Below are 7,503 nucleotides of genomic sequence, written 5' to 3'. Positions count from 1 at the left end.
GGACGCCTTCTGCGACGAGCCTGCTGTTCGATCCCACCACCCGTTCCCGGAGCCCCTGGTCAGCGGCATCCAGCTGGGCTGCGACATCCTGCACTTTGGCGTTCAGCTGCGCGTTTCCGGCAGCCACCTGGGCTGCCCCCGCAGCGAGCGTCTGGGAGTCCGTGGGCAGCGTGGCCGTCTTGTCCTTCAGCGTGGACAGGCCGCTGCTGAGCTGGCCCGCGCCGTCGGTCAGCTGGCTGGCTCCATCCCGGAGTTTCACCTGGCCCGCGTACAGCTCGCCGGCTCCGCTGCTCAGGGCTGAGGTGCCGTCGTGGAGGGTGGCAGCCCCGTCGCGTAGCCCAGCAACGCCGTCGGCCAGTTGGCTGGTGCCGTCCGCTGCCTTGACCATCTGCGAGTGGATGGTCCCGAAACCCGTCAGCAGCTGGTTTGCGGTTTCCTCGCCCACCTCGGTGGCCACCGTGCTGTGCACTGCGGTGGTGAGCTTATCCACGATGGTGCTCAGCAGGTAGTTGTTGGCATCGTTGGTGGTGACGTTGAGCATGGCCTGGGTGGCGGAATCAAAGCTGCCAGGGGATACCAGGTTCGCCGAAAAGTCCTGGGGGATTTTCAGGGCGAAGGCGTAGTCCCCGCTGCTGACCCCCTGGTCCGCCTCCTGCGCGGTGGCCACCGGGATCCAGTGGAAAACATTGCCGTCCGCCAGGCTCTCGGCCACCTTTGCCCCGGCTTCAAGGCGTGTGCCGTCGCTGGTTGTGGCACCTGCGTCCTCCACCACCAGGGCCGCATCGAGGTTGTCCAGGTTGCCGTAGGGGTCCCAGTTTGCGTACAGGTACACCGCCCCATAGAGCAGCGGGACCATGGTCAGCGCAAGGATTGTGAGTTTGGGCATCAGCCCGGCGGTCATGCGCTTAAGTTCGGAGCGGGCCAGCCGCAGTACCGTCACGTGGCAACCTCGGTTTCGAGTTCAGGAGTGTTTGCGGCATCAGGTTCCCCGCCATCCCCACGCATGGGGGTTTCAAGGGGGACGGCATTGCCAATCGCTGCGGCGGGTCCGTCCCACGACGGCGGGAGGGCGCCAACAGTGGCGACGACGGCGAGCGGCCGTCCGGCGTCGGATGCCAGACGCTGCAGCCTCGGCAGCCAGTCAGCGGCGTCGGCGGTATGCCGGTCAGGGGAATCGACCACCAGCAGGTCCGTGTGCGGGTTCGCCAAGGCCAGCGCAGTCAGGAGTTCGAGCCGCCGTGCAGGGTCCAGTTGTTCCGTCCAAAGGTCCGCGATGTCTTCGAAACTGTTCACCTTCAGCCAGGGGCCGCTCACCAGGGCGCCGCGGTAACGGCGCGGGATCAAGGCCAGGTCCTCGGTAACCAGGTCGCGCACACTGAGGTGCTGCTCGGGCTCGTTGACGCCGGGGGAGTCCACCAGGGCGCTCGCGAGCCGCCGCGCTTTGAGCCGTTCGCCGCCGTCCCAGCTGACGAACCCTCCGGTCGGCTTCATTCGCCCGCTGAGGAGCAGGGCGAGGGCCGTCCGGTAGTCCTGACGTCCGCCGGTCACCAGCAGGAGTTCGCCCCGCCGGACGTGGAGTGAAGTTGCCGGCAGGAGGGGATCCCTGCGGCCATGGGCAGAGAGCCGTTGTGCTGAGAGCAAGATTGGCCTTTCGCGGAATGCATCTGCTCCCAGCCTAACTAAACTGACCAGTCAGTTCAAATAGAAGCCCAGCGGGCCGATCTTCAGAGACCGTACTTCTCAAGAAGGCGCAGCCAAACCTCACTGATCGTCGGGTAGGAGGGCACCGCATGCCATAGTCGGTTCAACGGCACCTCGCCCACCACGGCGATGGTTGCGGCATGCAGGAGCTCGGACACATCCGGCCCGGCGAACGTGGCCCCCAGGAGCACCTGTCGGTCCTCGTCAACAACCAGTTGGGCCCAGCCCTCGTAGTTCTCCGAATGCAGCGAGGACCCTGCCACCCGGATGGGAAGCTCCACTGAAGAGGCGTTGAAGCCGTCCTGGCGGGCGGTCTCCAGCGTGCGGCCCACGGTGGCCAGTTCAGGATCGGTGAACACTACATTCGGTACTGCGTGCTGGTTGGCTGTCTGGGAGTACCGGCTCCAGTCCTCCGGTGCGCCGTTCAGTTCACCCCTGGCGCGGGCTGCGATGGCGTCGCCCGTGGCCCGTGCCTCGTACTTTCCCTGGTGCGTCAGAAGGTTCTTGCCGGCGGCGTCACCGACCGCATACAGCCAGGGCCCTTCGCCGGGTACGCCCTGCACCAGGCCGGAATTGTCCGTGCTGATGGCCAGCCGGCCGCTGTCATCCGGTTCGACGCCGATACTCTCCAGGCCCAGGCCTTCCAGTGCGGGGTGCCGGCCGGTGGATACGAGTACCTTGTCCGCCGTGACGGTGGTCCCGTCGCCCAGCCGCAGGCTGAACGTGCCGTCGTCGTTGGTGCTGATGCTTTGAGTCTCGGTGTGAAGGCGGAGTTCCACACCATCCGCGCGGAGGCCCGCTGCCACAAGGCTGGCGGCCTCCTCCGGGTACTTGCCCAGCAGCCTGCTGCGCGTAACGAGAGTCACCGCAGACCCGAGGCGGGCGAATGCCTGGGCAAGCTCGGTCCCGGCAACGCCGCCGCCCAGGACCGCCAGCCGCTCGGGTACCTCGCTTGCGGACGTGGCCTCCCGCGTTCCCCAGACCTGCACGTCCTCGAGCCCCTCAATGGGAGGAGTGTTGGGCATGGAGCCGGTGGCCAGCACCACTGCGTGGCGGGCGCGCAGCCGGTGCGAGGTTCCGTCCAGGCCCGCGACCTGGACGATCTGAGGGGCGGTGAGCCAGGCGTGGCCCCTGATGAGGTCGATCCCGGAATCCTTGACCCAGGCGACCTGGCTGTCATCCTGCCAGTTGGACGTGAAGTGGTCCCTGCGCTTGAGGACCGCTGCCGCGTCAAGTGTCCGCGTAACAGCTTCCTTGGCGCCCGGGGTTGTCTGGGCCGCATGAAGTGCAGTGCCGGGCCGAAGCAGCGCCTTGGACGGCATGCATGCCCAGTAGGAGCACTCTCCGCCCACCAGTTCGGCTTCCACCAGCACCACGGAGAGGCCGCCTTGCGCCACGCGGTCCGCAACGTTTTCTCCGACGGCGCCGGCGCCGATAACAACAACGTCAAATTCCTGCTCAACAGGCTCGGGCATCATGGGGAAAGCCTACGCCCGGGTGCGGCGGGGTGTTCCGTGTCCGCCGTGTAAGGAACGCCGGATATCCGGACTGCCCGTCCGTAAGCACTGCCCAACGTAGGTCTTGCTGCTTAACGCAAGCTGCGCTGCTTAACGTACGTTGCGCGGCTTAACGCAAAAAGTCCGCCCCGGCGAACCGGAGCGGACCTGATTGGTGCGCCCAAAGGGATTCGAACCCCTGACCTTCTGTTCCGTAGACAGACGCTCTATCCAGCTGAGCTATGGGCGCATCTCGTGTTCCTGGAGAAGAACCTCTCTCCCTGAACCTCGAATTACTTTACGCGAGGGGTGGCTGCCATGACAAATCGGAAGGCATGTAATCTCCGCAACTAGACCGGTCTAGGTGACCTTCGTCACTTAATTCCGAATTTTGGCTGCGAAATTCCTTGATTTCCCGCGGAATTCCATTTTTGTGGCCGCAAAAGATCAGCCTACGTCCCAAAAATGGCAGTGGTCCGGACCATAGCATTTAGCTCACACCGATGTACCCCAAGAAAGGGAACCGAAATGGGCGATCTGGCGCAGAAGCCGTTGCTTGAGAAAGCACCCACAACACATGCCGGCCTGCTGGCGTGGGTCGAGGAGGTTGCAGAGCTAACGCAGCCGGACCGCATCTATTGGGTGGACGGGTCCGAAGAGGAAAACACCCGGTTGACTGACGAGCTCGTGGCGGCAGGGACACTGACCCGGCTGAACCCGGAACTGTTCCCCAACTCCTTTGCGGCCTTCTCCGATCCCGCCGATGTGGCACGCGTTGAAGAGCAGACCTTCATTTGCTCAGAGAACAAGCGCGACGCCGGGTTCACCAACAACTGGATGGCGCCCTCCGAAATGAAGGAAAAGCTGCGCGGCCTGTTCTCCGGGTCCATGCGCGGCCGCACCATGTACGTCATCCCGTTCGTCATGGGCCACCTTGACGCAGAGGATCCCAAGTACGGCGTCGAGATCACGGACAGCGCCTACGTTGTGGCCTCCATGCGGATCATGGCCAACATCGGCACCGCCGTGCTGGACAAGATGACCGAGACCAACGCGTTCTTCGTCCCCGCGCTGCACTCCCTGGGTGCGCCTCTCGAAGCCGGCCAGGCGGATGTTCCGTGGCCGTGCAACCCGGACAAGTGGATTGTCCATTTCCCCGAGGAGCGCTCCATCTGGTCCTTCGGCTCGGGCTATGGCGGCAACGCCCTGCTCGGCAAGAAGTGCTACGCCCTGCGCATCGCCTCGGTCATGGCCCGCGACGAAGGCTGGCTGGCCGAGCACATGCTCATCCTCAAGTTGACCTCGCCGGAGAAGAAGAAGTACTACATCTCCGCTGCCTTCCCGTCAGCCTGCGGCAAGACCAACCTGGCCCTGCTGGATCCCACCATAAAGGGCTGGGAGGTGGAGACCCTCGGAGACGACATCACCTGGATGCGGATCGGCAAGGAAGGCGAACTGCGCGCCACCAACCCGGAGGCCGGCCTGTTCGGCGTGGCCCCCGGTACCGGCTGGGGCACCAACCCGAACGCAATGCGTGCCATCGCCAAGGGCCACAGCATCTTCACCAACGTGGCACTGACCGACGACGGCGGCGTGTGGTGGGAGGGCATGACGGACGAGGTGCCCGCGCACCTGACCGACTGGCAGGGCAACTCCTGGACGCCCGACTCCGACAAGCCGGCAGCCCACCCGAACTCCCGGTTCTGCACCCCGATTTCGCAGATCGACATGCTGGCCGAAGAATACCACAGCCCCGAGGGTGTTGAGCTCTCCGCCATCCTCTTCGGCGGCCGCCGCAAGACCACGGTTCCCCTGGTAACCCAGGCCCGCAGCTGGTCCAACGGCATCTTTATGGGCTCCACGCTCTCCTCGGAGACCACGGCCGCCGCTGCAGGCCAGGTCGGCGTGCTGCGCCGCGACCCCATGGCCATGCTTCCCTTCATCGGCTACGACGCCGGCGATTACCTGAAGCACTGGATCAGCGTCTCCGGCAAGGCCAATCCGGAGCGGCTGCCGCACATCTTCCTGGTGAACTGGTTCCGCCGCACCGCCGACGGCGGCTTCGCGTGGCCCGGCTTCGGCGACAACGCGCGTGTGCTCAAGTGGGCCATCGAGCGTCTCGAGGGCAAGGCGGACGCCGTCGAGACCCCCATCGGCTTCGTGCCCACAGGCGACTCGCTGGACCTCACCGGCCTGGATCTCACCCACGCCCAGGTGGAGGACGCTGTCCGCGTCGACCGCGAGGAATGGGACGCTGAACTGGCCTCCATCGAGGAATGGTACGCAAAGTTCGGCGACTCACTCCCGGAGGCCCTGCGCTCCGAACTTGACGCCCTCAAGGAGCGGATGGCTGACCACAGCTGATCCCCGGGGATAAACAGTACGACGGCGGCGCCGCACCTTTCGAGAAAAAGGTGCGGCGCCGCCGTCGTATGCCAATGAGTTTTTGTCCAGATATGCAGGGCTCGAGGCCGGTTAAGCCTGCGGATCTGGACAAAAACTCCGGGGGAGTGGGGCCTAGCTGGCCAGCCAGATGTCCGGGCCGAAGACCTCGTAGTGGATCCGCGTCGCAGGGATGCCCGCGTTGATGGCCTCGTTGCGGATGTTCTTCATGAACGGCAGCGGGCCGCACAGGTACAGCGACGCGTCGGCGGGAAGGTCCACCTCGCGCAGGGTCATGAAGCCTTCCTTGGCTCCGGCTACCGGCTGTTCGAGCCACAGTTGTAGTTCGGCGCCATCGAGGCGTTCGACGTCGTCCGTCATCTGGCTGCGCAGCGCCCAACTGTCCAGGGTGCTTTCCGCGTGGAGCACCAGCACCTGCCGTTCGGATCCGGCTTCCGCCAGTGAACGAAGAATGGACGCGGTGGGAGTACAGCCAATACCGGCGGACGCCAGGACTACCGGGCCGTCGCCGTCCTTGAGGGTGATCTCACCGTAGGGGTTGGAGATCTCCAGGACGTCGCCCACCTGCACGCTGTTGTGGAGCACGGGGGACACCTCGCCGCCGTCGTCGAGCTTGGTGGTGAAGCTGCGGCTGGTACCGGCCTCGCCGGACAGGGAGTACTGGCGGACCTGGCGGAGGCCTTCCGGCAGGGTTACCTTGACGCTGATGTACTGGCCGGGCAACGCGTCGGTGACGGGGGTGTCATCCGCCGGCTCAAGGGTGAAGGTCATGGAGCCCGCACCGGCAGGGGTCTTGGCTGCTACCCGCCACGGCATCCACATCCTGTCGTTGGACTGCGCGGCGTAGAGCCCCTTCTCGAGCTTGATCAGGGCGTCGGCCATCAGCCAGTACACCTCGGTCCAGGCCTCGGCGATCTCCGGTGTGATGACCTCGGCCAGGTCATCGGCGATGGCAGCGAACAGGTGCTCGTAGACCACCTGGTACTGCGGCTCAGTGATTCCCAGGGAGGCGTGCCGGTGGGCGATGCGGGACAGGACGGTCTCGGGAAGGGTGCCCGGGTTGTTCACAAGGTGGGTGGCGAAGGCGGCGATGCTGCCCGCCAGCGCCTGCTGCTGGTTGCCGGAGCGCTGGTTGGAACGGCTGAACAGGCCGTCCAGGAGTTCGGGGTGGGCGGCGAAGAGGCGGGCGTAGAACTTGGGCGTGATGGCACCAATCCGAGAACCCACAAGCGGCAGGGTTGCTTCAATGACGGGGCGGGATTTTTCCGAGAGCATGGGAACTCCTGAGGGTAGTGACCGGGGCCTTCGTCCGGCCTTCGCGAATACCTGCATTCAAAATGCAAGTTTTCATACCCAAGTTCTACAGCTTGTAGAAATCTGACGCAAATCGGCCGGTAACAGAGTCTTCCGAAGGGGCGCCGCAGGGCAGTTCGAACAGACACGGGATCAGAGTCCCGGGCGCAGTCCGATCATGTCGAAGACGGGGGCCATCTGCCGGGAACCCGGGAGGTCCGCTATCACCACGGAATCGAGTTCCCGGTAAAAAGCTTCGCGGGCCCTGGCCAGCGCTGCGCGGAGCCTGCACTCGTTGATCAGCGGGCAGTTGCCCCCGGGGGCCACGCAATCCGCTGCGTCTGTCCGGGTGTCGAGCTGGCGCAGGACCTGCCCAACGGTGGCAACGCGGCCGGCGTGGCTGAGCCGGGAACCGCCTGCCCGGCCGCGGACCACCTCGATCAGTCCCAGGCTGCGGAGCTTCGTCATCGCTTTGCTCACATGGTTGTAGGGGGTTCCCACCGAGTCGGCAATGTTTTGTGTTGTCAGCAACGCGCCACCTGGAGCCGCCGCAAGCACCATCAAAGCCCGGAGGCTCACGTCGGCGAAGGCGTTAATCTTCATGGGGGCC

The 7,503-nt window shown here is 65.1% G+C and carries 6 protein-coding genes and 1 tRNA gene; 1 reads left to right on the top strand and 6 read right to left on the bottom strand.

Annotation, left to right across the window (positions count from 1 at the left end):
* From ACKAE7_RS11845 to ACKAE7_RS11830, 4 genes are all read right to left on the bottom strand, one after another.
* A partial coding sequence (locus ACKAE7_RS11845) for a YhgE/Pip domain-containing protein (RefSeq protein WP_408979275.1) occupies positions 1-940 on the bottom strand: 940 nt, incomplete at its 3' end.
* Entirely contained in the window at positions 937-1,641 is a 705-nt protein-coding gene (locus ACKAE7_RS11840; protein WP_188811583.1) for an ABC transporter ATP-binding protein, read from the bottom strand. The genes ACKAE7_RS11845 and ACKAE7_RS11840, both read right to left, overlap by 4 nt.
* An 83-nt stretch (positions 1,642-1,724) precedes the next feature.
* Entirely contained in the window at positions 1,725-3,179 is a 1,455-nt protein-coding gene (locus tag ACKAE7_RS11835) for a dihydrolipoyl dehydrogenase family protein (protein ID WP_408979274.1), read from the bottom strand.
* 191 nt (positions 3,180-3,370) lie between these two features.
* Positions 3,371-3,447, bottom strand: a tRNA-Arg gene (locus ACKAE7_RS11830).
* Between the two features lie 278 nt (positions 3,448-3,725).
* On the opposite strand from ACKAE7_RS11830, the gene ACKAE7_RS11825 reads away from it, so the two are divergent.
* Positions 3,726-5,561: a phosphoenolpyruvate carboxykinase (GTP) gene (locus ACKAE7_RS11825; protein ID WP_408979273.1), complete on the top strand. Its 1,836-nt coding sequence runs from the start codon at positions 3,726-3,728 to the stop codon at positions 5,559-5,561.
* Between the two features lie 153 nt (positions 5,562-5,714).
* Here the strand turns inward: ACKAE7_RS11825 and ACKAE7_RS11820 are convergent, their stop codons facing one another.
* Entirely contained in the window at positions 5,715-6,875 is a 1,161-nt protein-coding gene (locus ACKAE7_RS11820; protein ID WP_408979272.1) for a globin domain-containing protein, read from the bottom strand.
* 171 nt (positions 6,876-7,046) lie between these two features.
* Positions 7,047-7,496 carry an RrF2 family transcriptional regulator gene (locus ACKAE7_RS11815; RefSeq protein ID WP_408979271.1) on the bottom strand — a complete coding sequence of 150 codons (450 nt, stop codon included), beginning with the start codon at positions 7,494-7,496 and terminating at the stop codon, positions 7,047-7,049.
* Positions 7,497-7,503: the final 7 nt, after the last annotated feature.

It is taken from the genome of Pseudarthrobacter sp. NKDBFgelt, from assembly GCF_046097905.1.
In the GTDB taxonomy this organism is placed as follows: Bacteria; Actinomycetota; Actinomycetes; order Actinomycetales; family Micrococcaceae; genus Arthrobacter; species Arthrobacter polychromogenes.
This window is presented reverse-complemented; position numbering and strand designations above follow the sequence as displayed.